We start from the raw sequence: 25,004 nt of genomic DNA on the forward strand, positions 1-25,004 counted from the left end.
GGAAACCGTAAAATGGAAAACACGAGAGATCGCTCGCGTTTCCAGAATGCGAGCGACCGCTCGTGTTTGTCAACCGTGTGCGGAGAGCTGGGGATAACGCGTGCCCGAGAACGCCGAGAACGAGGCGAAGGAACAGCCGCGCCGCCGCCAGGCCCGCGGTGAACGCCGGATCGCCCAGCTCCTGGAGGCGGCGGCCACCGTCTTCACGACCACGGGCTACACCGCGACCAGCACCAATGCCATCGCCCGCGAGGCCGGCGTCTCCCCCGGCACGCTCTACCAGTTCTTCCCGAACAAGGAAGCGATCGCGATCGAGCTGGGCGGGCGGCTCGTGCACGAGATGCAGACGGCGTACGGCGAGGCGCTCGCCCCGGTCGACCCGGCGACCCCGCTGGAGGAGGTGGTCGGCGCGGCCGTGGACCGCTTCATGGCCTTCAACTGCGACCACCCGGTGTTCTTCGCGCTGATGCACGGCCCCGACATCCCCGGCCGGATGGCCGAGGAGCACGACGCGCTGCACACGGGCCTCATCAACCGGCTGGAGACGCTGATGACCTCCCTCCTGCCGGAGGCCCCCCGGGCCGACGTCACCCGCACCGCCCACATGGTCCTCGGCCTGTACAAGGCGGGCCTGGAGCTGGTCCTCGCCCACGAGGGCGCGGAGCGCGAGGCGTACGTCCGCGAGGTGAAGAACGTGCTGGTGCGCTACCTGGACCCGCTGGTCGGCGACCGGCTCGGCCGATCGAGCGACACGGCGACTCCCTAGCCAGACCGGCCCGCGACCCCGTAGCCCGACAGGCCCAGCGCGGGCATCCAGGGCCCCCTTCGGGACTTAAGGTGCGGTACATCCGCCCTGCACCGTTTCGAGGGGATTCGCCGTGACCCATTCGCCGCCGCCGGGCGCACCGCGGGCCCGTATCCCCGGGCCGCAGAAGCCGCCGCCGACGCATCCCCCGATCCGGGCGGGGCTGTGGCGGCACTGTCTGTGGGGCGGGCTCGCGTTGTGGGCGTGGACCGCGGTCGTGACGTACGCGACGCGGAGCAGCACACTGCTTCCGACCCTGATCCTGCTCGGCAGTTTCGTGGCGCCGGTGACGTTCGTGCTGTGGGCATACGAACGGCACGGCCGCGATCTCGGCGTCAGCGTGATCCTCGGCTGCTTCCTGACCGGCGGCACGCTGGGGGTGCTCGGCGCGTCGGTCATGGAGTACTACCTGCTGCACCCGTCCCTGTGGATGTTCGTCGGCGTCGGCCTCATCGAGGAGGCCGTGAAGCTGGGCGCGTTGATGTTCGTACTGCGCCGGCAGCCGCGGCTGCGCGGGATCCGGGCCGGCCTCGTGCTCGGCGCCGCCGTCGGCTTCGGCTTCGCGGCCCTGGAGAGCGCCGGGTACGCCTTCAACGCCGCGGTCACCGCCCGGGGCATCGATCTGCGCGCCCTCATGGAGACGGAGATGCTGCGCGGGGTACTCGCCCCGTTCGGGCACGGACTGTGGACGGCGATCACCGGCGGGGCACTGCTCGCCCGCCGCCTGCCGAACGGGCGCTTCCGGTTCACCGGGGCCGTGGTCGGCACGTACCTCGGTGTGGCCCTGCTGCACGCACTGTGGGACTCCACACACGGGATCGCACTGTGGCTGGTGGCCCGGCTGGACAGCACGGGGCTGGACGGGCGGCTGTTCGCGCAGGGGTATCTGCCGAACCCGACCGACCAGCAGCAACACCTGTTCACGTTGGTCTCGGTGGGGCTGCTGGCGTTCGTGTCGCTGCTCGGGGTGACGTGGGTGCGGTCCCTGGCCTGGCGGGACCCCTCTTGGAGAAATACCCCCTAGGGGTATAGGGTGGTCACCTCAGACAGTGCACCACCTCTCATGAGTCATCAGGAGAACGACATGACCACTCAGACCGACACCGCTGACTCCGTGACCGCCGTCTACAAGGTGAGCGGGATGAGCTGCGGACACTGCGAGGGCGCCGTCTCCGGGGAGATCTCCGAGATCGCCGGGGTCAGCTCGGTGAAGGCGGTCGCTTCCAGCGGGGAGGTGACGGTGGTGTCCACTGCGCCGCTCGATGAGGAAGCCGTTCGGGCTGCTGTGGACGAGGCCGGATTCGAGCTCGTAGGTAGGGCCTGAGCGCCTTCGGAAGTGCCGCGATGGGTCGTTGGGCGACCGACGGCCCGTTGTGGCTGGTCGCGCAGTTCCCCGCGCCCCTATGGAGTTGCAGCAGATGTCCGCCACCACCAACCCTGCGCCGATAGCACCGATCTCCCACGTCGAGTTGGTCATCGGTGGGATGACCTGTGCCTCCTGTGCTGCTCGGGTCGAGAAGAAGCTCAACCGGATGGACGGGGTCAGCGCCACCGTCAACTACGCGACCGAGAAGGCCCGGGTCAGTTACCCCGCCGGGGTCGAGGTGGCCGATCTCATCGCGACCGTCGTGAAGACCGGGTACACGGCCGAGGAGCCTGCGCCACCCGCCCCGGAAGAAGCACAGGAAGACCCCGAGCTCGACGGGCTGCGGCAGCGCCTTCTCGTCTCCCTCGCGCTCGCCCTCCCCGTCGTCGCGCTCTCCATGGTTCCCGCGCTCCAGTTCGACTACTGGCAGTGGCTCGCGCTCACCCTCGCCTCGCCCGTCGTGGTGTGGGGCGGGTGGCCCTTCCACAAGGCCGCCTGGACGAACCTGCGGCATGCCGCCGCCACCATGGACACCCTCGTCTCGGTCGGGACGCTCGCCGCCTTCGGATGGTCACTGTGGGCGCTGTTCCTCGGCGACGCGGGGATGCCGGGCATGCGCGAGCGGTTCACGCTCACCGTGGGCGGCATGGACGGCGCCTCGACGATCTATCTCGAGGTGGCGGCCGGGGTCACCGCACTCATCCTGCTCGGCAGGTATCTGGAGGCCCGCGCCAAGCGCCGTGCGGGAGCCGCGCTCAGGGCGCTGATGGAGCTGGGCGCCAAGGACGTCTGTGTGCTGCGGGACGGCCGCGAGGTGCGGATTCCGGCGGACCGGCTGGGCGTCGGCGACCGTTTCGTCGTACGGCCCGGGGAGAAGATCGCGACCGACGGCACCGTCGTCGAGGGCGCCTCCGCGGTGGACGCCTCGATGCTGACCGGCGAGTCCGTGCCGGTGGACGTGGGCGTCGGGGACGCGGTCACCGGCGCGACCGTCAACGCCGGCGGGCGGATCGTCGTCATGGCGACGCGGGTCGGGGAGGAGACGCGGCTCGCGCGGATGGCGCGGCTGGTGGAGGACGCGCAGAACGGCAAGGCGCAGGTGCAGCGGCTGGCCGACCGGGTCGCCGCGGTCTTCGTGCCGGTCGTCATCGGCATCGCCGTGGCGACCTTCGGCGGGTGGCTCGGCGCCACCGGGGACAGTGCCGCCGCGTTCACCGCGGCCGTCGCCGTGCTGATCATCGCGTGTCCGTGCGCGCTGGGCCTGGCCACGCCGACCGCGCTCATGGTCGGCACCGGGCGCGGCGCGCAGCTGGGCATCCTCATCAAGGGGCCCGAGGTCCTGGAGTCCACGCGTCGCGTCGACACCGTCGTGCTGGACAAGACCGGCACGGTCACCTCAGGACGGATGAGCCTCCAGGAGGTCCACGTCGCCGAGGGCGCCGACGAGAAGCAGGTGCTGCGGCTCGCGGGGGCCCTGGAGCACGCCTCCGAGCATCCCGTGGCGCGCGCCGTGGCCCTGGGCGCCGAGGAGCGGGTCGGGCCGCTGCCGGCGGCCGAAAGCTTCGAGAACGTCCCCGGCAAGGGCGTACGCGGGCGCGTGGAGGGCTGCGAGGTCGCCGTGGGGCGGCTGTTCGACGTGCTGCCCGCCGGGCTGGCCCGCGCCAAGGAGGAGGCCGAGCGGGACGGCCGTACGGCTGTCGTCGTCGGGTGGGACGGCGTGGCGCGCGGCGTGCTGGCCGTCGCGGACACCGTCAAGGAGACCAGCGCGGAGGCGGTGCGGTCACTGCGGGGGCTCGGGCTCACGCCGGTGCTGCTGACCGGGGACAACAAGACGGTGGCCGAGGCGGTGGCCCGGGCCGTCGGGATCGGCGAGGTGGTCGCCGAGGTGCTGCCCGAGGACAAGGTCGATGCCGTACGACGGCTCCAGCGCGAGGGCCGGGTCGTCGCGATGGTCGGTGACGGCGTCAACGACGCGGCCGCACTCGCCGCCGCCGACCTGGGGCTCGCGATGGGCACCGGGACCGACGCGGCGATCGAGGCAGGGGATCTGACGCTGGTGCGCGGGGACCTGCGGGCGGCCGCGGACGCGATCCGGCTCTCCCGGCGCACCCTGTCCACGATCAAGGGAAACCTCGTGTGGGCCTTCGGCTACAACGTGGCCGCGCTGCCGCTGGCCGCGGCGGGCCTGCTGAACCCGATGATCGCGGGGGCGGCGATGGCGTTCTCCTCGGTCTTCGTGGTGACCAACAGCCTGCGGCTCCGTGCGTTTCGTTGAGGATTCCTTTGACGGACCCCTCTGGAGTCCCGGGCCAGGCTCACATAAGCTCTTCACAAGACTCGCGCAACGTCCTTACGCTGGGTCCCGTTCGCAGTATCCGGGCTCTTGCGTATCTAACGGACATTTGCAAGAGACGCAGATCACAGTGACGCGAACGTAACCATCGAAGGGGTTCGAAGGTCTAAGTTGGCGATGTCAGGCAGCGTCTTGGGGGGCGCTGACTGACATCTGAGGATGTCTTGGGGGACTTCCTCGGAGATGCGTTGCCGGGGCACGCGCATAGGGAAGCTTTGAGCGGCCCTCCCGACCGTGCGTTGTCCCGGCAGATCGCACACTGGAGTAGTACGAGCAATTGCGCTCGTTCTGCTCAACGGCAGTACCAGCAGTACCGGAAAGACAGCGATTCAGGCGCTGGTCTCTCAGGCGCCCGGCCGGATCCCGTGGGGGGAATCCGCACCGGGACATGGGAAGGCGCCCTGGACGCCGGCCCGTGGGGGGACCGGCGCCAGGGCGCCTTTCGCTTCGCGGATTCAGCCGGGGGGTTCGTGGAGCTTCCTGTCGTTTCCCGGCTTACGGCCGGCGGGGGCTGGTCGCGCAGTTCCCCGCGCCCCTGAAAGCCGAACCAGCCCCGGCACCGGAAAGTACCCTCAGCGCTGCTCGACCGGGACGAAGTCCCGCTCCACCACGCCCGTGTAGATCTGGCGCGGGCGGCCGATGCGGGAGCCCGGCTCCTTGATCATCTCGTGCCACTGGGCGATCCAGCCCGGGAGGCGGCCGAGGGCGAAAAGGACCGTGAACATCTCGGTCGGGAAGCCCATGGCGCGGTAGATCAGGCCGGTGTAGAAGTCCACGTTCGGGTAGAGGCTGCGCGAGACGAAGTAGTCGTCGGAGAGCGCGTGCTCCTCCAGCTTGAGCGCGATGTCCAGCAGCTCGTCGGACTTGCCGAGGGCCGAGAGGACGTCGTGCGCGGCGGCCTTGATGATCTTCGCGCGCGGGTCGAAGTTCTTGTAGACCCGGTGGCCGAAGCCCATCAGACGGACGCCGTCCTCCTTGTTCTTCACCTTGCGGATGAAGGAGTCGACGTCACCGCCGGAGGCCTGGATGCCCTCCAGCATCTCCAGGACGGACTGGTTGGCGCCGCCGTGCAGCGGGCCCCACAGGGCGTTGATGCCGGCCGAGATCGACGCGAACATGTTCGCCTGCGACGAGCCGACGAGGCGGACCGTGGAGGTCGAACAGTTCTGCTCGTGGTCGGCGTGCAGGATGAGGAGCTTGTCCAGGGCGGAGACGACGACCGGGTCGAGGTCGTACTCCTGCGCGGGGACGGAGAAGGTCATCCGCAGGAAGTTCTCGACGTAGCCGAGGTCGTTGCGCGGGTAGACGAACGGGTGGCCGATCGACTTCTTGTACGCGTACGCCGCGATCGTCGGAAGCTTGGCGAGCAGGCGGATCGTCGAGAGGTTGCGCTGCTTCTCGTCGAAGGGGTTGTGGCTGTCCTGGTAGAACGTGGACAGCGCGGAGACGACCGAGGACAGCATGGCCATCGGGTGGGCGTCGCGCGGGAAGCCGCGGTAGAAGTTCTTGACGTCCTCGTGCAGCAGGGTGTGCTGCGTGATCTCGTTCTTGAACGTGGAGAGCTCGTCGACCGTGGGGAGCTCGCCGTTGATCAGCAGGTAGGCGACCTCCAGGAACGTGGAGCGCTCGGCCAGCTGCTCGATCGGGTAGCCGCGGTACCGGAGGATGCCGGCCTCACCGTCGAGGTAGGTGATGGCGGATTTATAGGCGGCGGTGTTGCCGTAGCCGCTGTCCAGGGTGACCAGACCGGTCTGGGCGCGGAGCTTTCCGATGTCGAAGCCCTTGTCGCCGACGGTGCTGTCGATCACCGGGTAGGTGTACTCGCCATCGCCGTACCGCACTACTACAGAGTTGTCGCTCACGTCATCCCTCACCGACGTTGTGCCTCTTCTTCGAGGTTGCCCTGACTGTCTCTACCATCCCCCATTTGGCGCAGGAGAGTGCACTCGGGGTCGGCCGTTGGGCGTATCGGCGGCACTGAGTGCCGCCAACTTGCCCATCCTGCCCCTCCCCTACCCCCTTCCGGAAGAGCTCTGTGACCCACATGACTCATTTGATCGATCATTTTTTGTGATGGCTCACGATTGACCGCTCTCATCGGCCTTCGTCAACCCTCATCGACCCGAGAGCCGGAAGTCGAGCGCGGTGCAGCGGCGTCCCGCCGAGACGGTGCGGACCGCCTGGCCGATCGCCTTGCGGGAGCCGACGAGGACGACCAGTCTCTTCGCCCGGGTGACCGCCGTGTACAGCAAATTGCGCTGGAGCATCATCCAGGCGCTGGTGGTGACCGGGATCACCACCGCCGGATACTCGCTCCCCTGGGACCGGTGGATGGTCACCGCATAGGCGTGGGCCAGTTCGTCCAGCTCGTCGAACTCGTACGGCACCTCCTCGTCCTCGTCCGTCAGCACGGTGAGGCGCTGGTCGACCGGGTCGAGCGAGGTGACCACGCCCACGGTGCCGTTGAAGACACCGTTGGTGCCCTTCTCGTAATTGTTGCGAATCTGTGTGACCTTGTCGCCGACCCGGAAGACCCGGCCGCCGAACCGCTTCTCGGCGAGGTCGGGGCGGCCAGGGGTGATGGCCTGCTGGAGCAGGCCGTTGAGGGTACCGGCGCCCGCGGGGCCGCGGTGCATGGGCGCGAGCACCTGGACGTCCCGGCGCGGGTCGAGACCGAATTTGGCCGGAATCCGACGGGCCGCCACGTCCACGGTGAGCCGGCCGACCTCCTCGGTGTCGTCCTCGACGAAGAGGAAGAAGTCCTTCATGCCGTCGGTGACGGGGTGCTGACCGGCGTTGATCCGGTGCGCGTTGGTGACCACACCGGACTGCTGGGCCTGGCGGAACACGCGCGTGAGGCGCACCGCGGGGACCGGGCCGCCCTCGGCGAGCAGGTCCCTGAGCACCTCCCCGGCGCCCACGCTGGGCAGTTGGTCGACGTCCCCGACGAACAGCAGGTGTGCGCCCGGAGCCACGGCCTTGACCAGCTTGTTGGCGAGCAGCAGGTCCAGCATGGACGCCTCGTCGACGACCACCAGGTCGGCGTCGAGCGGGCGGTCCTTGTCGTAGGCCGCGTCGCCGCCGGGCTTCAGCTCCAGGAGGCGGTGGACGGTGGAGGCCTCCGCGCCGGTGAGTTCGGCGAGGCGCTTGGCGGCACGGCCGGTCGGCGCGGCGAGGACGATCTTCGCCTTCTTGGCGCGGGCCAGCTCCACGATCGAGCGCACGGTGAAGGACTTGCCGCAGCCGGGGCCGCCGGTGAGCACGGCGACCTTCTTGGTGAGCGCCAGCTTCACCGCGGCCTCCTGCTCCGGCGCCAGCTCCACGCCGGTACGGCCCTTCAGCCAGCCCAGCGCCTTGTCCCAGGCCACCTCGTGGAAGGCCGGCATGCGGTCCTGGTCGGTGCGCAGGAGGCGCAACAGCTGCGCGGCGAGGGAGAGTTCGGCGCGATGGAAGGGGACCAGGTACACGGCGGTGACCTCATGGCCGTCGGAGCCGGGGACCTTCTCGCGTACGACCCCGGGCTCGCCCGACTCCTCGTCCGGCTCGGCGAGTTCGGCCAGGCACTCGATGACCAGGCCGGTGTCGACCTGGAGCAGCTTCACGGCGTCGGCGATCAGCTGTTCCTCGGGGAGATAGCAGTGCCCCTGGTCGGCGGACTGCGACAGGGCGTACTGGAGGCCCGCCTTGACGCGCTCCGGGCTGTCGTGCGGGATCCCGACCGACTGGGCGATCTTGTCGGCGGTGAGGAAGCCGATGCCCCAGACGTCGGCGGCGAGCCGGTAGGGCTGGTTCTTCACGACGGAGATCGAGGCGTCGCCGTACTTCTTGTAGATGCGCACGGCGATCGACGTGGACACCTCGACGGTCTGGAGGAAGAGCATGACCTCCTTGATCGCCTTCTGCTCCTCCCAGGCATCGGCGATCTTCCTGGTGCGCTTGGGGCCGAGTCCGGGAACCTCGATCAGCCGCTTCGGCTCCTCCTCGATGATCTTCAGGGTGTCCATGCCGAAGTGCTGGGTGATGCGGTCGGCGAAGACCGGGCCGATGCCCTTGACCAGGCCCGAGCCGAGGTAGCGGCGGATGCCCTGGACGGTGGCCGGCAGCACGGTCGTGTAGTTCTCGACGGTGAACTGCTTGCCGTACTGCGGATGGGAGCCCCAACGGCCCTCCATCCGCAGCGACTCCCCGACCTGGGCGCCGAGCAGCGCGCCGACGACGGTGAGCAGGTCACCGCCGCCCCGGCCGGTGTCGACCCGGGCGACGGTGTAGCCGTTCTCCTCGTTGGCGTACGTGATCCGCTCGAGGACCCCTTCGACGACCGACAGGTTGGACATGATCCGACGCTACAGGCGGGGTACGACAGCCGGGAGTCCGGTCAGGTGCGTGCGGCCACTGCGCGGAAGCGGTCCCACTGCACCGGGGGCCGGGTCAGGCCCCGGCGCTCCAGATAGCGGTCGGTGGCGCGCTGGGTGCGGCGGAGGACCCGTATCGCGTCCGTGGGCCGTCCCGAACCCATCGGCTCCAGGACCTTCTCGGGGGCCAGCAGCCAGCCGCCGGCCGTCCGGGTCAGGTGGCCCCGGACCACCGCGTTGCGCATGGCGTTGAGCCGCTCGTCGTGCCGGTGCACCAGCAGCGAGGCGGGGCCCGCGGTCGCGGCGCAGTCGTCGGGCGGCCGCACCACGAAGCCACCGGCCGTCGGCACCGGGCGGGTCCGGGCCAGGACGGGAGCGCCCGAGGCGTCGCGGGCGGCCAGGACCGCGGTGTCGTAAGGAGCCAACTGGACGGCTCCGAGCAGCGGCGCGGACAGGGCGGGGGCCTTGGGGAGCGGCGCGGGCAGGGCGGGCGCCTCGGGGAGCGGGGGTGGCGCGGCGGACCGCACGATCAACTGCTCCGGGGTGACGGTGATGACGAGCCGCAGGTAGTACCAGTCCATCAACCGCCGCATGGGCCAGGCCAGATACGCGCGGCTGTGGGGCTGGCGTTCGAAGAGTGTCCGCCAGTAGTCCTCCAGGTCCTGCGGGCCGGTCCTGATGTCGTCGGGGCACTCGGCCCGGCCGCCGACGAAGAGGTGCGGGGCGTCGGCGAGGCCGCTGCCGGTGGGGTCGGAGAAGAGCAGGGCGACCCGGTCGTCCCGGCGGACGTTCAGCGCCTTCTGCGCGAAGGCGAGGGAGGTGGTCAGCACGAGCGTGCCGTCCTCGCGCCGGAGCACCGCCGTCGGCCAGGCCAGGGGTGTGCCGTCCCGGCCCAGTGTCACGAACTCGCAGGTCCGGTAGGCGTCGAGGACGGCCGTCGGCGCGGAGTCGAGCAGGGTCATCGGCCCGGCTCCCCGGCCAGCGGGGCTCGCAGGGCGTTGCAGGCCGTGGCGTACTGCCGCCGCCCCACCAGCTTCCAGGCGATCCGTCCGAGCAGCGGGGCCTTGTTGAGGAAGTAGGCCCGTTCGTCCTCGGTGGCGTCCTCCAGGATCGCGCCGATGGCGATCATGACCTTGTCCTTGGGGAGGTTCTCCAGCCCGCGGCGACCGACCAGGTCCCACTCGTCGACCGTCAGATGCTCGGCGACCAGGGGGAGGACCAGCCGTTCCTCGTCGTCGAGGTGGTCGAGGAGGGCGAGGCGGTGTGCTTCGAGGGCCAGGACGAGTTCCTGTCCGGCCACGCTGTCGGCCGAGCCCTGCCACTGGGGCGCCCACTGCGCCACGGCCTCCAGGGTGCTGTCGATACGGCCGTGCTGCTCCTCCATGCGGGCGACCAGCTCCTCGGCGTCACCGGCCCGGGCCCGCAGCAGCGGCCATATCAACTCGTCCTCCAGGGCGTGGTGGTGGTGCAGTCCCGAGACGTAGTCGGTGAGGTGGGCGGCGACCTGCGCGGACCGCGCCGAGGCTCCGTCGGGTACGGCCCGGACGAGACGGGGCAGCAGTGCCGACTCGCGGCGGAAGACGCGGTGGACGACGACCATTTCGTGTGTGTAGGGGCGCCCGGCGGTGGGGAGACCGGACGAGGTACTGCTGCGGGGCACGCGGTGTCCTTCGATGTTCGGGTGGACGGACTGGGCGCCCACGCTGCCGGTGTCCGCTTGGCGATGACTTGGCGTGCGCTTAGCGACGACCCTTGGACCGCGATGACCAGGTCGTTTACCGCCCGTTGAGGGGATGCGGGCACTGCTCGGATAGATTCCGGCGGCGTGTTGCGTATCAGAGTGCTGGGGCCGTTGGGCGCCGAGGTCGCGGGTGCACCGGTGGAACTGGGCACCCCGCGACAGCGTGCCGTTCTCGCGTTGCTGGTCGCGGCTCGTGGCGCGGTGGTCTCCGTGGACCGGATGGCGGACCAGCTGTGGCGCGGCATGCCTCCGGCCCGCGCGACGGTGTCCCTCCAGACGTATGTCTCGAACCTGCGGCGGCTGCTCGAACCGGAGCGGCCGCCGCGGGCCCCGGCCGCCGTCCTGGTCTCCTCGCCTCCGGGGTACGCCCTGCGGCTGCCCGAGGACGCGGTGGACGCCTGGCGGTTCGGGGCCCGGGTCGAGCGTGCCCGGCGCGCACCGGCGGCGCAGGTCAGGGAGTCGCTGACGGAGGCGCTGGGGTGGTGGCACGGGCCCGCGTTCCAGGAGCACGCGGACGAGGTCTGGGCGGTGCCCGAGGTGGCCCGGCTGAACTCGTTGCGCGCCGAGGCCCGGGAACTGGCCGTCGCCGCCGGTCTGTTCACCGGGCACGTCGCCGAGGTCGCGCAGGCCGCCGAGGCCATGGTGCGGGAACGGCCACTGCGGGAGGAGGGCTGGCGGCTCCTGGCTCTGGCCCACTGGGCCGCCGACCGCCGCAGCGACGCCCTCACGGCACTGCGCCAGGCCCGCAGGACCCTCCTCGACGAGCTCGGCTGCGATCTGTCCCCGGCGCTGGCCGAGTTGGAGCGGGCGATCCTGACCCAGCGGGTGGAGGTGCTGCGGGCGGCGGTACCTGCCGGAACGGAACGGGTCTGGGGTGCGGGTGAGTCGACCTCTGCCGTGTCCGAAGACTGCGGTGTGTCGGACGAGTTGGTTCCGGGGGCGTTGCAACGGCCTGTCAGCCAGGACCTTTTCGTGGGCCGTGCCGACGAACTCCGTGCGCTGGGCTCCGCCGCCCGGGCCGCCCGTTGGGGTGGAGGGCTCGTGCTGGTCACCGGGGAGGCCGGGGCCGGCAAGTCCGCTCTGCTCGGTCGGTTCGCCGGGCGGCTGCGGGAGGAAGGGTGGACGGTCGTCGTCGGTCGGTGCCCGGAGCACGAGGGGGCCCCGCCGGCCTGGGCCTGGGCGGAGGCGCTCGGTGCCCTCGCCCGACAGGTCCCCCCGGCCCGACCCACCGAGGTGGCGGCACTGCTCCACGAACCGGAGGGCACGACCGGCACGGCCCGGGACGGGGAGGGGGTGGCAGCGGGGCTGCACGAACCCGCCAACACCACCAGCACGGCCCGGGACGAGGTGGCTGTAGCAGCGCGGCTGCACGAACCCGACGGCACCACCCGGAACACGGCGACGGTCTCGGCGCTGCCGCACCAACCCGACGGCACCACCTCCGCACCTCAGAACACGGCAACCGTGTCAGCCCTGCCGCACGAGCCCGACCGCACCACCGCCACAACCCGGGACGAGGCGACCGCGGGACGGTTCCGGCTGCACCGGGGCTTCGCCGCCTGGCTGCGTGAGGCCGCCGCGAGTGGGCCCGTCGCTGTGTTCCTGGAGGATCTGCACCGGGCCGACGGGCAGACCCTCGCCCTGCTGGAGGCCGCGGCCGCGGTCACCGGTGTGCCTTTGCTGACCGTCGCCTGCTACCGCCCGGCCGAGGTCGGCGAACCGCTGGCCAAGACACTCGCCCAGCTCGCTCCCCGGCTGCCGCACCGCATCGCCCTGGCCGGTCTGTCGCCACGGGACGTGGCCACCGTCGTCGACGCGGTCTGCGGTGGCCCCGTCGACGAGGCCACGGTGGCGACGCTCGCCGAACGCACCGGCGGCAATCCGTTCTACGTCCGCGAGAGCGCGCGCCTGCTGGCCGACGAGGGCGCCCTGGTGGCCGTGTCGGAGGTCCCCCAGGGTGTCCGGGACGTGCTGCGCAGGCGCCTCGCCCTGCTGTCCGCCGACGCGCGTGCCGCCGTACAGCTCGCGGCGGTCGCCGGCCCCGAGTCCGACGTGGCGCTGCTGGTGGACGCGGCCGAGGCGGACGAGGAGACCGTGCTGGCGGGCCTGGACCAAGCCGTGGCCGCGGATCTGCTGACCGACCCGGCGCCGGGACGGGTCCGTTTCGTGCACGCGCTGGTCCGTGACACCGTCTACACCGACCTGTCGGGGATCCGCCGGGCCCGGCTGCACGACCGCATCGCGCAGCGGCTGCGCACGCACCGCCCCGACGATCTGGCGGCCCTGGCCCACCACTTCGCCCGCTCGGGCCGGACGGCGAACGCCCCGCTGGCCGTCGACTACGCGCTGCGGGCGGCCGAGCTCGCCGAGCGGCGGTACGCCCACGACGTGGCCGTAGGGCTCGTCCGGCAGGCGCTGGAGGCGCACACCGCGGTGACCGCCGGCCCCGAGGACCGGCCCGACGGCACGGTCGCCCTGCTGGTGCGGCTGCTGGGCGCGCAGGTGCGGGCCGGTGCCACCGGAGCCGCCCGGCTCACCCGGCGGCAGGCGGTGGACCTGGCCGTGCGGGCCGGCCGGGACGACCTGGCCGCGGCCGTCTACGGCGCCTGGACCGAGCCCTCGCCCTGGCGCAGCCGTCTGGAGGGCTTCCTGGACCGGACCTCGCTGGCCCACCTGGAGCGGCTCGCCGAGGACCGCACGCTGGACGGTCCGACCCGCGCGCGCGTGCTCCAGGTGCTGGCGGACGCGGTGGCGGGCGAGGACGCCCGGCGGGCCCTGGACGCGTCCCGCACCCAGCTGGAGCTGGCGCGCTCCGACGGCGAACCGCGGCTGCTGGCCTCGGCGTTGATGACGTCGGCCGGACTGCTGCCGCACGAGACGCAGGGTGCCGTCCGCACCCCGCTCGTCGACGAACTGCGCGTCCTGGCCCGGGACCACGACCTGCCCGCGCACCTCTGGGTGTGCGAGCACCTCGATGCCCTGACCGCCGCCACCCGCAACGATCCGGACGGGGTGCGCCGGCACACCGCCGCGGGCCTGGAGCTGGCGCACCGCTACCGGATGCGGTGGGCGCGGGGCATCAACACCGTCACGTCGGCCATGCTGGCGGCGGTCGCCGGGCGCTTCGCGGAGGCGGAGGCCCGCTACACCGAGGCGGACGGGCTGTTCCAGCGGGTCGGGGCGCACCATGCCACCGCCCCGCGGACGCTCGGCCTGTGGACCGTCCGGCTCGCCCAGCGCCGGGAGGCCGAGCTGGAACCGGCGGTCCGCGAGGTGTACGAGTCGGTCGGCACCCCGGTCGCGGTGGCGCACGCCCTCGTCCTGGCCCGGCTGGGGCGCCTGGACGAGGCCGCGGCCGTGCCGTTCCCCGCCCGGCCGGTGACCGACCACCTGTACGGCATGGAGCTCGACTACCGCGCCGAGCTCGCGGTGCTGCTGGACGACCGGGACACGGCGGAGTCGCTGATCGGGGCGCTGCTGCCGCTGAAGGAGCAGTTCGCAGGTGTCGCGGGCGGGGCCTACGCCACCCGGCCGCTCGCGCACGCCCTCGGGGATCTGTACCGGCTGGGCGGGGAGCGGGGGCTCGCGGCCGAGGCCTACGCGCTGGCCGAGCGGGTCGCCCGGGCCTGGGGCTCACCGCACCACACGACCGCCGCCGGCCGGGCGCTCGCGGATCTCGGCCGGAGCTGATCGGCAGCGGTCACCGGAGGCCGAGCGGCGGGAGCCCATCGTGACCGAACATCACGATCCCGTCTCAGGGGCTTGCCAACCCCCCGTGTAATCGATTCCAATCCTCGGTACACGAGGTCGTGTAATCGATTCCACAAGGAGGTGGAGCGGCGATGGCGAGCATCAAGGACGTCGCTGCCGAGGCGGGGGTCTCCGTCGCCACGGTGTCCCGGGTCCTGAACGACCATCCGTCGGTCAGCGCGGACGCACGCACGCGTGTGCTGGCCGCCGTCAAGACGCTGGGCTACCGCCCGAACGCCGTCGCCCGCTCCCTGCGCACCGACCAGACCCACACCCTCGGCCTGGTCATCAGCGACGTGCTGAACCCGTACTTCGGCGAGCTGGCCCGCTCCGTCGAGGAAGAGGCCCGGACACTCGGCTACAGCGTGATCATCGGGAACGCCGACGAGCGGCCCGACCTCCAGGACCACCACGTACGGTCCCTCATCGACCGCCGTATCGACGGGCTCCTGGTCTCCCCCACCGACGGCGGCTCCCCGCTGATGCTGGACGCCGTGCGGGCGGGCACGCCGATGGTGTTCGTGGACCGGTGGATCCCGGGCGTGGCCGTGCCGGTGGTCCGGGCCGACGGGCGGGCCGCGGTGCGCGAGCTGGTCGCGCATCTGCACGCGCTGGGGCACCGCAGGCTCGCCATCATCGCCGGGCCCGCCGCGACCACGACCGGCCAGGAGCGCGTGGTGGCCTTCCGGGAGGCCCTCGAGGCGTACGGCCTCGAACTGCCCGAGGCCTACATAGGGCAGGGCGACTTCCAGGCCGAGAGCGGGCGCCGGGTCACCGAGGGCTTCCTCGACCTGCCCGAACCGCCCGAGGTCGTCTTCGCGGCCGACAACCTGATGGCGCTGGGCGCCCTGGACGCCGTACGCGCGCGGGGGCTGCGGGTTCCCGAGGACCTCGCCCTGGCCGCGTTCGACGACATCCCGTGGTTCGTGCACACCGATCCGCCGATCACCGCGATCGCCCAGCCCACGGGCGAGCTGGGACGGGCCGCGGTGCGCGCGCTCGTCGACCGCATCGAGGGGCGGCCGCCCGAGTCGGTCACCCTCTCCGCCCGTCTGGTCGTCCGCCGCTCCTGCGGCGAGAACCCCAACCCTGTGCAAAGGAGCACGTCGTGAGCAACGAGGACGAGTTGCTGCCCGCCGAGGACGAGTTGCTGCGCATCGAGGGCATCCGCAAGACCTTCCCCGGCGTGGTCGCGCTCGACGGCGTCGACTTCAACCTGCGCCGGGGTGAGGTGCATGTGCTGCTCGGCGAGAACGGCGCCGGCAAGAGCACGCTGATCAAGATGCTCTCGGGCGCCTACCACCCCGACGGGGGCCGGGTCCTGGTGGACGGCGAGGAGGTGCACATCCGCGGGGCGCAGGACGCCGAGCGGCTGGGCATCGCCACCATCTACCAGGAGTTCAACCTCGTCCCCGACCTGACGGTCGCCGAGAACATCTTCCTGGGCCGGCAGCCCCGCCGCCTCGGGATGATCGACCGGAAGACCATGGAGGCGGACGCCGAGGTGCTGCTCAAGCGCGTCGGGGTCAGTGTGTCGCCCCGCGCGCGGGTGCGTGAACTGGGCATCGCCCGGCTCCAGATGGTCGAGATCGCCAAGGCGCTGAGCCTGAACGCGCGCGTGCTGATCATGGACGAGCCGACCGCCGTGCTCACCTCCGAGGAGGTCGACAAGCTCTTCGCGATCGTGCGCAGCCTGCGCGAGGACGGCGTGGGGATCGTCTTCATCACCCATCACCTGGAGGAGATCGCGGCCCTCGGCGACCGCGTCACCGTCATCCGGGACGGGAAGTCGGTCGGGCAGGTGCCCGCCACCACCCCCGAGGACGAGCTGGTCCGCCTGATGGTGGGGCGGTCGATCGAGCAGCAGTACCCGCGGGAGCGCGGCGACACCGGGCCTGCCCTGCTGAAGGTCGAGGGCCTCACCCGCGACGGCGTCTTCCACGACGTCAGCTTCGAGGTGCACGCGGGCGAGGTCGTCGGCATCGCCGGACTGGTCGGAGCGGGCCGTACCGAGGTGGTGCGGGCCGTGTTCGGCGCGGACCCCTACGACAAGGGGACCGTGCAGGTCGCCGGGGCCGCCCTCAGGGGCCATGACGTGGGCGCGGCGATGGCGGCCGGGATCGGGCTCGTCCCCGAGGACCGCAAGGGACAGGGGCTGGTCCTGGACCAGTCGGTCGAGGAGAACCTGGGCCTGGTGACCATGCGGTCCGCGACCCGCGGCGGCCTCGTCGACCTCAAGGGGCAGCGGGCGGCCGCCGCCCGGATCGCCGAGCAGCTCGGGGTGCGGATGGCGGGCCTGCACCAGCAGGTGCGCACGCTCTCCGGCGGCAACCAGCAGAAGGTCGTCATCGGCAAGTGGCTGCTCGCCGACACCAGGGTGCTGATCCTCGACGAGCCCACGCGCGGCATCGACGTCGGCGCCAAGGTCGAGATCTACCAGCTCGTCAACGAGCTGACGGCGCAAGGGGCCGCCGTCCTCATGATCTCCAGCGATCTGCCCGAGGTGCTCGGCATGAGCGACCGGGTGCTGGTGATGGCCCAGGGCCGGATCGCCGGCGAACTCGACGCCGACGAGGCCACGCAGGACTCCGTGATGGCACTCGCCGTCAGCACGAACACCGTCAACACCGAGAAGGAGGCCCCTCGTGGCCACTGACACGCTCAGGAGCGGAGCGAGCGCGGGTGGCCTGCGCCGTCTCCTGCTCGACAACGGCGCGCTCACCGCGCTGATCGTCCTGGTCATCGCCATGTCGGCGCTGTCGGGCGACTTCCTGACCACCGACAACCTGCTCAACGTCGGCGTGCAGGCGGCCGTGACCGCCATCCTCGCCTTCGGTGTCACCTTCGTGATCGTCTCGGCGGGCATCGACCTGTCGGTCGGCTCGGTGGCGGCCCTGTCGGCCACCGTCCTTGCCTGGAGCGCCACGTCGCACGGCGTGCCGGTCTTCATAGCGGTGGTGCTCGCCGTCGTCACCGGCATCGCGGCCGGGCTCGTCAACGGTTTCCTCATCGCGTACGGCAAACTGCCGCCGTTCATCGCCACGCTGGCGATGCTGTCGGTGGCGCGCGGTCTGTCGCTGGTGATCTCCGAGGGCTCCCCGATCGCGTTCCCCGACTCGGTCTCGCACCTCGGTGACACGCTCGGCGGCTGGCTGCCGGTGCCCGTGCTCGTCATGGTCGTCATGGGGCTGATCGCGGCCTTCGTGCTGGGCCGGACGTACATCGGCCGCTCCATGTACGCGATCGGCGGCAACGAGGAGGCGGCCCGCCTGTCCGGGCTGCGGGTGCAGAAGCAGAAGCTCGCCATCTACGCGCTGTCCGGTGTCTTCGCCGCCGTCGCGGGTGTCGTGCTGGCCGCCCGGCTCTCCTCGGCACAGCCGCAGGCCGCCGACGGCTACGAGCTGGACGCGATCGCCGCGGTCGTCATCGGCGGTGCCTCGCTCGCGGGCGGCACCGGCAAGGCGTCCGGGACGCTGATCGGCGCCCTGATCCTCGCGGTGCTCAGGAACGGCCTCAACCTGCTGAACGTCTCCGCGTTCTGGCAGCAGGTCGTGATCGGTGTCGTCATCGCGCTGGCGGTGCTCCTGGACACCGTCCGCCGCAAGGCCGGGGCGACCCCGGTGGCCGCGGGTGCCGGTGGGCCGGGCGGCAAGGGGCGCCAGGCGGCGACGTACGGTCTCGCGGCCGTGGTGACCGTGGCGATCGTCGGCGCGACCTCCTTCCTGCACAACGACTCGTCCTCGACGGCGAACCCGAAGGTGGGCCTGTCGCTGTCGACCCTCAACAACCCCTTCTTCGTGCAGATCCGCTCGGGTGCCGAGGCCGAGGCGAAGAAGCTGGGCGTGGACCTGACCGTCACGGACGCCCAGAACGACGCCTCCCAGCAAGCCAACCAGCTCCAGAACTTCACCAGTTCAAGCCTGGGCGCGATCATCGTCAACCCGGTGGACTCGGACGCGGCGAGCAACTCGGTGAAGGCCGCCGACAAGGCGAAGATCCCGGTCATCACGGTGGACCGCGGTGTCAACAACGCCAGGACGGACGCTCTCGTGGCCTCCGACAACGTGGCCGGCGGTGAACTCGCCGCCAAGACCATCGGCGAGAAGCTCGGCGGCAAGGGCAAGATCGTCATCCTCCAGGGCCAGGCGGGCACGTCGGCCGCCCGGGAGCGCGCGGAGGGCTTCGCCAACGGCCTCAAGGCCTACCCGGGCATCCAGGTCGTCGCCCAGCAGCCGGCCGACTTCGACCGCACCAAGGGCCTCGACGTGATGTCGAACCTGCTCCAGGCGCACCCGGACGTCCAGGGCGTCATCGCCGCCAACGACGAGATGGCGCTCGGCGCGATCAAGGCGCTCGGCTCCAAGGCCGGGAAGTCGGTCTCGGTGGTCGGCTTCGACGGCACTCCGGACGGCCTGAACGCGGTCAAGGACGGCACGTTGTACGCGTCCGTGGCACAACAGCCCTCGCAACTCGGCAAAATCGCGGTGGACAACGCGCTGAAGGCCATCGACGGCAAGAAGGTCGAGGAGATGATCAAGGTGCCGGTGAAGGTGGTCACCAAGGAGAACGTGGCCGGTTTCACGGGCTGACGACGGCGTACCGGCGGGCGGTCGAGCGACCGCCCGCCCCGCGTCACGACTAGGGGAGTCACTTCATGTACGACTACGACCTACTGGTCGTAGGGTCGGCCAACGCCGACCTGGTAATCGGCGTAGAGCGGCGGCCGGGGGCCGGCGAGACGGTGCTCGGCTCGGACCTGGCCGTGCACCCGGGGGGCAAGGGCGCCAACCAGGCGGTCGCGGCCGCCCGGTTGGGGGCGCGTACGGCGTTGCTGGCCCGGGTCGGCGACGACGGGCACGGCCGGCTGCTGCTGGAGTCGCAGCGGGCGGCCGGGGTCGACACCGTGGGGGTGCTGGTCGGCGGGGCGCCGACGGGGGTCGCGCTGATCACCGTCGACCCGTCCGGGGACAACAGCATCGTGGTGTCGCCGGGCGCCAACGGCCGTCTCACGCCGGGTGACGTGCGGGCGGCGACCAGTCTGTTCCACGCCTCCCGGGTGGTGTCGACCCAGCTGGAGATCCCGCTGGAGACGGTCGTGGAGGTCGTACGGAATCTGGCGCCGGGCAGCCGGTTCGTGCTGAACCCCTCGCCGCCGCGGCCGCTGCCCACGGAGGTGCTGGCCGCCTGCGATCCGCTGATCGTCAACGAGCACGAGGCGCAGGTGATCCTGGGCGAGGCGTGCGTGAGCGACCGGCCGGAGGACTGGGCGGGGCTGCTGCTCGCCAAGGGACCGCGCTCGGTGGTGGTGACCCTGGGCGCGGAGGGCTCGCTGGTGGCCTCCTCGCCGAAGGACGTGACCCGGGTGGCGTCGGTGAAGGTGGACGCGGTGGACACGACCGGAGCGGGGGACGCCTTCACGGCGGCGCTGGCGTTCCGGCTCGGTGCCGGGGCGTCCCTGGCGGACGCGGCCTCCTACGCCTCCCGGGTCGGAGCGGTCGCGGTGACCCGGCAGGGTGCGCAGGACTCCTTCCCGACCGCGCAGGAGGTCGAGGCGCTGTGAAGAGGGCCGGGATACTGAACCGCCATCTCTCCGGCGCGCTGGCCGAGCTGGGCCACGGGGACGGGGTGCTGGTGTGTGACGCCGGGATGCCGATCCCGGACGGGCCGCGGGTGGTGGACCTGGCCTTCCGGGCCGGGGTGCCGTCCTTCGCCGTGGTCCTGGACGGGCTCCTCGCCGAGCTGGTCGTGGAGGGCGCGACGGCGGCGGAGGAGGTGCGCGAGGCGAACCCGGCGGCGGCCGCGCTGCTCCAGACGGAGTTCCCCGACCTCGTCCTGGTCTCGCACGAGAAGCTGAAGGAGCTGTCGGCGGGCGCCCGTCTGATCGTCCGCACGGGCGAGGCACGGCCGTACGCGAACGTGCTGCTGCGGTGCGGGGTGTTCTTCTGACTGTTTTTCTGGTCGCACTTCGAAGGGGCCCGGTCACAGACCGGGCCCCTTCGGGTTTTCCCCTCCCATGTCAGAACCCCGCGATCCCCCCAGATCTCCCCCCGGGTGTCCTGACACCGAGTACGACAGGCGAGGTGGGAGAAGGGTTGTACGGGATTCCGGATTTTTTTCCGGTGGCGGCCCGCGGCCCTCACAGGGTGTGGGAGACGAACCTCTCGGCGGTCTCCGCGAGGACCTCGCGGCCGTCCCGGGCCCACAGGGTGTCGTTGAACAGTTCGACCTCGATGGCGCCCGTGTAACCGGCCGCCTCGACGTACCGCTGCCACTCGCGCATGTCGATCGCGCCGTCGCCGATCTGCCCGCGGCCGTTGAGGACGCCCTCCGGCAGCGGGGTCGTCCAGTCGGCGAGCTGGAAGGTGTGGATACGGCCGCCGGCGCCGGCGCGGGCGATCTGCGCGGGCGCGTTGTCGTCCCACCAGATGTGGTACGTGTCCACCGTGACGCCGACCTGGTGGGCGGGGAAGCGCTCCGCGAGGTCGAGGGCCTGGGTGAGCGTGGAGACCACGCAGCGGTCGGATGCGTACATGGGGTGCAGGGGCTCGATGGCCAGCTTCACCCCGTGCTCCTCGGCGTAGGGGCCGAGGACCGCCAGGGCGTCCGCGATGCGCTCACGGGCGCCGTGCAGGTCCTTGGAGCCGGCCGGGAGACCGCCGGAGACCAGGACCAGGGTGTCGGTGCCGAGGGTGGCGGCCTCGTCGACCGCGCGCCGGTTGTCGTCCAGGGCGGCGGCCCGCTCGTCCGGGTCGATCGCCGTGAAGAAGCCGCCCCGGCAGAGGGTGGTGACCGTGAGGCCCGCGTCGCGGACCAGCTTGGCCGTCTCCTCGACGCCGTACGACTGGACGGGCTCGCGCCACAGGCCCACGCCGGGGATGCCCAACTCCAGGCAGCCCTCGACCAGTTCCGGGATCGACAGCTGCTTGACCGTCATCTGGTTGATGGAGAAGCGGGACAGGTCGGTCACTGGTTCACCCCGTACAGGGACAGCAGGTTCTTCATGCGCTCCTCGGCGAGCTTCGGGTCCGGGAACAGGCCCAGTCTGTCGGCGAGTTCGTAGGCGCGCGCGAAGTGTGGCAGGGAGCGGGCCGACTGGAGGCCGCCGACCATCGTGAAGTGCGACTGGTGGCCGGCCAGCCAGGCGAGGAAGACCACGCCCGTCTTGTAGAAGCGGGTCGGCGCCTGGAAGAGGTGCCGGGACAACTCGACGGTGGGGTCGAGGAGTTCACGGAAGCCCTTGGCGTCCCCGGTGTCCAGGACCCGGACCGCCTCGGCCGCGAGCGGGCCCAGCGGGTCGAAGATGCCGAGCAGCGCGTGCGAGAAGCCCTGGTCGTCGCCCGCGATCAGCTCGGGGTAGTTGAAGTCGTCGCCGGTGTAGCAGCGGACGCCCTGCGGGAGGCGGCGGCGGATGTCGATCTCGCGCTGGGCCTCCAGGAGGGAGACCTTGATGCCGTCGACCTTGTCCGGGTGCGCGGCGATGACCTCCAGGAAGGTGTCGGTCGCCGCGTCCAGGTCGGACGAGCCCCAGTAGCCCTCCAGCGCCGGGTCGAACATCGGGCCCAGCCAGTGCAGGATCACCGGCTCGGCGGCCTGGCGCAGCAGGTGGCCGTAGACCTCCAGGTAGTCCTCGGGGCCCTGGGCCGCAGCCGCGAGGGCCCGGGAGGCCATCAGGATGGCCTGGGCGCCGGACTCCTCGACGAGGGCGAGCTGCTCCTCGTAGGCGGCCCGGACCTCCGCGAGGGTCGCCGGTCCAGTGAGCTGGTCGGTGCCGACACCGCAGGCGACGAGCCCGCCGACCGACTTGGCCTCGGCGGCGCTGCGGCGGATCAGCTCGGCCGCGCCCGCCCAGTCCAGGCCCATCCCGCGCTGGGCGGTGTCCATCGCCTCGGCGACCCCGAGCCCGTGCGACCACAGGTGGCGGCGGAAGGCGAGGGTGGCGTCCCAGTCGACGGCGGCCGGGGAGTCCGGCGACACGTCCGCGAACGGGTCGGCGACGACGTGCGCCGCCGAGAAGACCGTACGGGAGGTGAAGGGGGTGCCCGGGGTGGCGGCGAAGGGCTCCTTGCGGGGCTCGTACGCCTTGAATTCCCCGTTGCCGGTGGGGAGTTGGATCGTCACAGCGAGATCTCCGGTACGTCGAGACGGCGGCCCTCCGCCGAGGACTTCAGGCCCAGTTCGGCGAGCTGGACACCGCGGGCGCCGGCGAGGAGGTCCCACTGGTAGGGGGCGTCCGCGTAGACGTGCTTGAGGAAGAGCTCCCACTGGGCCTTGAAGCCGTTGTCGAAGTCGGCGTTGTCCGGGACCTCCTGCCACTGGTCGCGGAAGACCTCGGTGGCCGGGATGTCGGGGTTCCAGACCGGCTTGGGGGTGGCGCTGCGGTGCTGGACACGGCAGTTGCGCAGACCGGCGACGGCGGAGCCCTCGGTGCCGTCGACCTGGAACTCCACGAGCTCGTCGCGGTTGACGCGGACGGCCCAGGAGGAGTTGATCTGGGCGATCGCGCCGCCGTCCAGCTCGAAGATGCCGTAGGCGGCGTCGTCGGCGGTGGCGTCGTAGGGCTTGTCGTTCTCGTCCCAGCGCTCGGGGATGTGGGTGGCGGTGAGAGCCTGGACGGACTTCACCCGGCCGAACAGCTCGTGGAGCACGTACTCCCAGTGCGGGAACATGTCGACGACGATGCCGCCGCCGTCCTCGGCCCGGTAGTTCCAGCTCGGGCGCTGGGCCTGCTGCCAGTCGCCCTCGAAGACCCAGTAGCCGAACTCGCCGCGGATGGAGAGGATCCGGCCGAAGAAGCCGCCGTCGATGAGGCGCTTGAGCTTGAGCAGGCCCGGCAGGAACAGCTTGTCCTGGACGACGCCGTGCTTGATGCCGGCCGCGTTCGCGAGGCGGGCCAGCTCCAGGGCGCCCTCCAGGCCGGTGGCGGTGGGCTTCTCGGTGTAGATGTGCTTGCCGGCGGCGATCGCCTTCTTGATCGACTCCTCGCGCGCGGAGGTGACCTGGGCGTCGAAGTAGATGTCGACGGTCGGGTCGGCCAGGACCGCGTCCACGTCGGTGGAGATGTTGTCCAGGCGCAGGCCGTGCTGCTCGGCGAGGGCCTTCAGGGCGTGCTCGCGGCGGCCGACCAGGACCGGCTCGGGCCACAGCACCGTGCCGTCGCCGAGGTCCAGGCCGCCCTGCTCGCGGATGGCGAGGATGGAGCGGACCAGGTGCTGGCGGTAGCCCATGCGCCCCGTCACACCGTTCATGGCGATACGCACCGTCTTGCGTGTCACGTCATTCCCTTCGTAGGAGTCGTACGCGGTTGTCCGCGCCGCGCACGCTCCTCTGACGAGCGTTACAGCAAGCGCTTTCTATCCAAGAAGAAGCTAGCCTCTCGGCAGTGGTCCGGACAAGACCGCGGGAGGGGCGAGTTGTTCGAGGGGGCGAACAACAGGGGTCAGGGGGCTTAAGGTCGGCTCGGAACCGGGCTCCGAGGGCCCGCGTGTACGACGGAGTACGACTGAGATGCGCCGAGGCGGGTCCGGGCACCACGCCAGGACTCGCGGAGGCGCGCGACCGGAGGACGACGAGATGACGGTGACCCTGGCGGACGTGGCGGCCCGCGCCCAGGTCTCCCCCGCGACGGTGTCGCGCGTACTGAACGGCAACTATCCCGTGGCCGCGTCCACCCGCGAGCGGGTGCTGCGGGCCGTGGACGAGCTGGACTACGTGCTGAACGGTCCGGCGAGCGCGCTCGCCGCCGCCACCTCGGACCTCGTCGGAATCCTCGTGAACGACATCGCCGACCCCTTCTTCGGGATCATGGCCGGGGCCATCCAGTCCGAGATCGGCGGCCCGGGCGGGCGCGCGGGCGGTGAACGGCTGGGTGTGGTCTGCAACACAGGCGGGTCCCCGGAACGGGAGCTGACCTATCTGACCCTGCTCCAGCGGCAGCGGGCGGCGGCCGTCGTGCTCACCGGCGGTGCGGTCGAGGACGCCCCGCACCAGGCCGCGATGGCCGCGAAGCTGCGGAAGCTGGCGGACGCGGGCACCCGGATCGTGCTGTGCGGGCGGCCGCCGTCGCCGGAGACGGGCGCGATCGCGCTCACCTTCGACAACCGGGGCGGCGGCAAGGAACTCACCGAGCACCTCATCGGGCTCGGGCACCGCAGGCTCGGCTACATCGCCGGGCCCGAGGAGCGGACGACCACCCGGCACCGGCTGGAGGGGCACCGGGCGGCCCTCGCGGCGCACGGGATCGAGGAGGACCCCCGCTGGACGGTCCACGGCCGCTACGACCGGCGGTCCGGGTACGAGGCCACGCTGGAGCTGCTGCGGCGGGACCCGTCGCTGACGGCCGTGGTGGCGGCGAACGACTCCGTCGCACTGGGGGCGTGCGCCGCGCTGCGGGACTCCGGGCTGCGGATCCCGGACGACGTCTCCGTCGCCGGGTTCGACGACCTGCCGTTCAGCATCGACGCGGTGCCCGCTCTGACGACGGTGCGGTTGCCGCTCGCGGAGGCGGGGGCACGGGCGGGCCGGATCGCGATGGGGCGCGAGGAGCCGCCGCCCGGGGGGATCGCGACGGTTCGGGGGGAGTTGATGGTGCGGGGGTCCACCGGGGTTCCCCGGGGTTGAGGGGCTGCCGGGTTGATGGA

At 71.5% G+C, this 25,004-nt stretch carries 18 protein-coding genes; 11 read left to right on the plus strand and 7 right to left on the minus strand.

Annotation, left to right across the window (positions count from 1 at the left end; all coding sequences use genetic code 11):
• The first annotated feature begins 100 nt into the window (after positions 1 to 100).
• From H295_RS0139270 to H295_RS0139285, 4 genes are all read left to right on the plus strand, one after another.
• On the plus strand, positions 101 to 766 hold the full coding sequence (locus tag H295_RS0139270) for a TetR/AcrR family transcriptional regulator (protein WP_020140840.1): 666 nt from the start codon (positions 101 to 103) through the stop codon (positions 764 to 766).
• Between the two features lie 112 nt (positions 767 to 878).
• Positions 879 to 1,829 (plus strand): PrsW family intramembrane metalloprotease, encoded by a 951-nt coding sequence (locus tag H295_RS0139275; protein ID WP_028810167.1) that lies wholly within the window; start codon positions 879 to 881, stop codon positions 1,827 to 1,829.
• Positions 1,830 to 1,889: 60 nt separating this feature from the next.
• On the plus strand, positions 1,890 to 2,129 hold the full coding sequence (locus H295_RS0139280) for a heavy-metal-associated domain-containing protein (protein WP_020140842.1): 240 nt from the start codon (positions 1,890 to 1,892) through the stop codon (positions 2,127 to 2,129).
• Positions 2,130 to 2,223: 94 nt separating this feature from the next.
• Complete coding sequence (locus H295_RS0139285) at positions 2,224 to 4,446, plus strand: heavy metal translocating P-type ATPase (RefSeq protein ID WP_020140843.1); 2,223 nt, start codon at positions 2,224 to 2,226, stop codon at positions 4,444 to 4,446.
• Between the two features lie 650 nt (positions 4,447 to 5,096).
• On the opposite strand, the gene H295_RS0139290 is transcribed toward H295_RS0139285, so the two are convergent.
• The 4 genes from H295_RS0139290 to H295_RS0139305 all read right to left on the minus strand — a co-directional run bounded on the left by H295_RS0139290 (position 5,097) and on the right by H295_RS0139305 (position 10,536).
• The gene (locus tag H295_RS0139290; RefSeq protein ID WP_028810168.1) at positions 5,097 to 6,386 is read right to left on the minus strand and encodes a citrate synthase; all 1,290 of its coding nucleotides are present in this window, start codon (positions 6,384 to 6,386) and stop codon (positions 5,097 to 5,099) included.
• A gap of 252 nt (positions 6,387 to 6,638) precedes the next feature.
• Positions 6,639 to 8,858 carry an ATP-dependent RecD-like DNA helicase gene (locus tag H295_RS0139295; protein ID WP_020140845.1) on the minus strand — a complete coding sequence of 740 codons (2,220 nt, stop codon included), beginning with the start codon at positions 8,856 to 8,858 and terminating at the stop codon, positions 6,639 to 6,641.
• A gap of 41 nt (positions 8,859 to 8,899) precedes the next feature.
• Positions 8,900 to 9,838: a pyridoxamine 5'-phosphate oxidase family protein gene (locus H295_RS0139300; RefSeq protein WP_020140846.1), complete on the minus strand. Its 939-nt coding sequence runs from the start codon at positions 9,836 to 9,838 to the stop codon at positions 8,900 to 8,902.
• A complete protein-coding gene (locus H295_RS0139305; RefSeq protein WP_043218735.1) occupies positions 9,835 to 10,536 on the minus strand; it encodes a hemerythrin domain-containing protein in 702 nt (233 codons plus the stop codon). The genes H295_RS0139300 and H295_RS0139305 overlap by 4 nt, the downstream gene beginning before the upstream one ends.
• A gap of 165 nt (positions 10,537 to 10,701) precedes the next feature.
• On the opposite strand from H295_RS0139305, the gene H295_RS0139310 reads away from it, so the two are divergent.
• The 6 genes from H295_RS0139310 (at position 10,702) to rbsD (ending at position 20,313) form a co-directional block, all read left to right on the plus strand.
• Positions 10,702 to 14,307: a BTAD domain-containing putative transcriptional regulator gene (locus tag H295_RS0139310; RefSeq protein ID WP_106961058.1), complete on the plus strand. Its 3,606-nt coding sequence runs from the start codon at positions 10,702 to 10,704 to the stop codon at positions 14,305 to 14,307.
• Positions 14,308 to 14,459: 152 nt separating this feature from the next.
• Positions 14,460 to 15,479, plus strand: a complete 1,020-nt coding sequence (locus H295_RS0139315; protein ID WP_020140849.1) for a LacI family DNA-binding transcriptional regulator — start codon at positions 14,460 to 14,462, stop codon at positions 15,477 to 15,479.
• A gap of 17 nt (positions 15,480 to 15,496) precedes the next feature.
• Positions 15,497 to 17,023: a sugar ABC transporter ATP-binding protein gene (locus tag H295_RS0139320; RefSeq protein WP_106961060.1), complete on the plus strand. Its 1,527-nt coding sequence runs from the start codon at positions 15,497 to 15,499 to the stop codon at positions 17,021 to 17,023.
• Complete coding sequence (locus H295_RS0139325; RefSeq protein WP_020140851.1) at positions 17,013 to 18,956, plus strand: substrate-binding domain-containing protein; 1,944 nt, start codon at positions 17,013 to 17,015, stop codon at positions 18,954 to 18,956. Before H295_RS0139320 ends, H295_RS0139325 begins: the two co-directional genes overlap by 11 nt.
• 65 nt (positions 18,957 to 19,021) lie before the next feature.
• Positions 19,022 to 19,927, plus strand: a complete 906-nt coding sequence (locus tag H295_RS0139330) for a ribokinase (protein WP_020140852.1) — start codon at positions 19,022 to 19,024, stop codon at positions 19,925 to 19,927.
• Complete coding sequence (rbsD, locus tag H295_RS0139335; RefSeq protein ID WP_020140853.1) at positions 19,924 to 20,313, plus strand: D-ribose pyranase; 390 nt, start codon at positions 19,924 to 19,926, stop codon at positions 20,311 to 20,313. Before H295_RS0139330 ends, rbsD begins: the two co-directional genes overlap by 4 nt.
• A 190-nt stretch (positions 20,314 to 20,503) precedes the next feature.
• Here the strand turns inward: rbsD and H295_RS0139340 are convergent, their stop codons facing one another.
• From H295_RS0139340 to H295_RS0139350, 3 genes are read right to left on the minus strand one after another with little or no spacing between them, the layout of a single operon-like run.
• Positions 20,504 to 21,334, minus strand: coding sequence for a sugar phosphate isomerase/epimerase family protein (locus H295_RS0139340; RefSeq protein WP_020140854.1), 831 nt, complete (start codon positions 21,332 to 21,334; stop codon positions 20,504 to 20,506).
• Complete coding sequence (locus H295_RS0139345; RefSeq protein ID WP_020140855.1) at positions 21,331 to 22,485, minus strand: dihydrodipicolinate synthase family protein; 1,155 nt, start codon at positions 22,483 to 22,485, stop codon at positions 21,331 to 21,333. Before H295_RS0139345 ends, H295_RS0139340 begins: the two co-directional genes overlap by 4 nt.
• The gene (locus H295_RS0139350; protein ID WP_020140856.1) at positions 22,482 to 23,639 is read right to left on the minus strand and encodes a Gfo/Idh/MocA family protein; all 1,158 of its coding nucleotides are present in this window, start codon (positions 23,637 to 23,639) and stop codon (positions 22,482 to 22,484) included. The genes H295_RS0139345 and H295_RS0139350 overlap by 4 nt, the downstream gene beginning before the upstream one ends.
• A 298-nt stretch (positions 23,640 to 23,937) precedes the next feature.
• Between H295_RS0139350 and H295_RS0139355 the strand changes: the two genes are divergently transcribed.
• Complete coding sequence (locus H295_RS0139355; protein WP_020140857.1) at positions 23,938 to 24,984, plus strand: LacI family DNA-binding transcriptional regulator; 1,047 nt, start codon at positions 23,938 to 23,940, stop codon at positions 24,982 to 24,984.
• The last annotated feature ends 20 nt before the right edge of the window (positions 24,985 to 25,004 follow it).

This window comes from Streptomyces sp. 351MFTsu5.1, assembly GCF_000383655.1.
GTDB classification, from domain to species: domain Bacteria; phylum Actinomycetota; class Actinomycetes; order Streptomycetales; family Streptomycetaceae; genus Streptomyces; species Streptomyces griseorubiginosus.